At 49.9% G+C, this 1,702-nt stretch carries 3 protein-coding genes; 2 read left to right on the top strand and 1 reads right to left on the bottom strand.

All coding sequences use genetic code 11. The annotated features are described in order from the left end of the window. A partial coding sequence (locus B4F73_RS10380) for a hypothetical protein (RefSeq protein ID WP_290483200.1) occupies window positions 1-181 on the top strand: 181 nt, incomplete at its 5' end. 399 nt (window positions 182-580) lie between these two features. Next, on the top strand, window positions 581-1,201 hold the full coding sequence (locus tag B4F73_RS10375; RefSeq protein WP_290480099.1) for a hypothetical protein: 621 nt from the start codon (window positions 581-583) through the stop codon (window positions 1,199-1,201). 252 nt (window positions 1,202-1,453) lie between these two features. Here B4F73_RS10375 and B4F73_RS10370 read toward each other — a convergent pair whose 3' ends face one another. Continuing rightward, window positions 1,454-1,681, bottom strand: coding sequence for a hypothetical protein (locus tag B4F73_RS10370; RefSeq protein WP_290483199.1), 228 nt, complete (start codon window positions 1,679-1,681; stop codon window positions 1,454-1,456). Between the last annotated feature and the right edge of the window lie 21 nt (window positions 1,682-1,702).

The raw sequence follows: 1,702 nt of genomic DNA, 5'->3' as shown, positions 1-1,702 counted from the left end.
CGTTCTGCATCTAAGTCAGTTTCCAACCTTGAACCGCCAAGAACGAAGACTAGCCAAAATCGAACAAGAGATCACCCCGTCGTTCGGGGGGGATGATTCCATCCGAAACAAGGACGTCAGCGAAGTGCTGTTTCATATTTTTGTATTCGGTCTCGAAATGCAATTCGTCAGCACACGGTGAGGTGAATCCTGTAATGGAAATCCTCTCTGCTAAGTTTTCGTCTGGTGCCTCGGGCAATGTGATCCGAATACTAATATTCATCGGCTGATCTTTCTAATTCAAGTTTCTCAGACAGCTAATGTTTAATTCTGGCTTTTCAATATTTGGGAGCGTTGCGCCTCGGGTAACTCAGTCGCGGAAATAGCTGCATTCGTTGTTGTTTGAAGCCCGGACAGTCGCCATATTGGTTTGGCTCATTGTTGTAACGCACTCACGATTTCCGACGCAGTCTAACCGCAGGGTGACGAAGGCTTTAGCAGCTCGACCTGACCCTAAGCAACCGCACGGTGCATTGATGCTCGAAATGCACTACGTTTAGAAAGTCGCATTCTGCAGGGGAAGTCAAAAAGGGCCACCCATTTGGCTCAGGATCGGATCAGGCAAATAGCGAAGAAGGAATTCCACGACCCTGCGGAGGTGTTGCGTCATTTTCGATCTATCGAGCTTGAGATGGCGAGGCATCGCGAAGCCGGCACAATCGATATGCCTCACAAGGCACATGCCCTTCGCACCAATGATCTCAAGAATTCTCGCGAAATGCGACAAGCGGCATTGTTCTGCTATGGAATGTCGGTTGCGATAAACAAACCCGTACTCTTCTCGCCTGAAGAGCGAGATGACTACGATTTTGTAGCTTCATGGTTTGATGGAGACGCGCAACATTTTGCTCCCGTGCAACTGAAAGAGCTGGTTCCAGAGCATCTCAACTCTCGTCAAACATTTGAAGCATTGCTGGAAAAAGCGAAGCAAAAATACACGAACTCTGACGACCTGACGCTCGCGATTTATTTGAATCGAGTGGGGCGTTTCGATCCTGGCGAGGTGCGTATTGATCGCGATTTGAAGCTTGCAGGAATTTGGGCGTTTGGCGGAACTTCGCCTGATCAAAGCAAGTTTGGGCTCTGGGGTGACCTTCTGCACGATGAGCCGTGTTTAGGAATCGAATTCGAATACCCCAAATCTTTGGGAATCGTTTTTTAGTTCTGCGCCGTAGGATGCACAAAATACACTTTGCCCAGGTTCAGGCATTGGCGCGATACGCGCGGCGTCCCGAAATTGGCGGGTATCACTGCACTCAACTTGACTTACTGTTACGTCCACTATCGGCGATATCCGGCCGGATTCCGTGTTGCCTTTGAACGACCGGAAAGGGACGCACACCTGCCTCTTGACCTCGGGGGCGCTTCAGTGGTCTGACTTCCGCTATTTGTTGTCAGGTGCCGGAATCCGGTGTCAGTCTTTCGAGGATTGGAGAGTCGAGTTTTCTGGAATCACCAGTAGACTGACTCTCGCGTTGCGCGAGTCGCCAAAACTCCTCTCCTCGCGTTGGGCGAACAATTGCAGATAAATGCGCAAGTTGGCTCCATATTGATCGATATCTTTCGCTTTTTTGCCTTCAAAATCCGTGCTGGCCTTCTTCTTACTCGCAACGAGAGGAGTCGCGTTCATGTCCAGCCACAATCACAACTTTCCAGATCTGGA

Origin of the sequence: Hyphomonas sp. UBA3601, assembly GCF_002375605.1 — a bacterium.
Lineage (GTDB): Bacteria > Pseudomonadota > Alphaproteobacteria > Caulobacterales > Hyphomonadaceae > Hyphomonas.
This window is presented reverse-complemented; position numbering and strand designations above follow the sequence as displayed.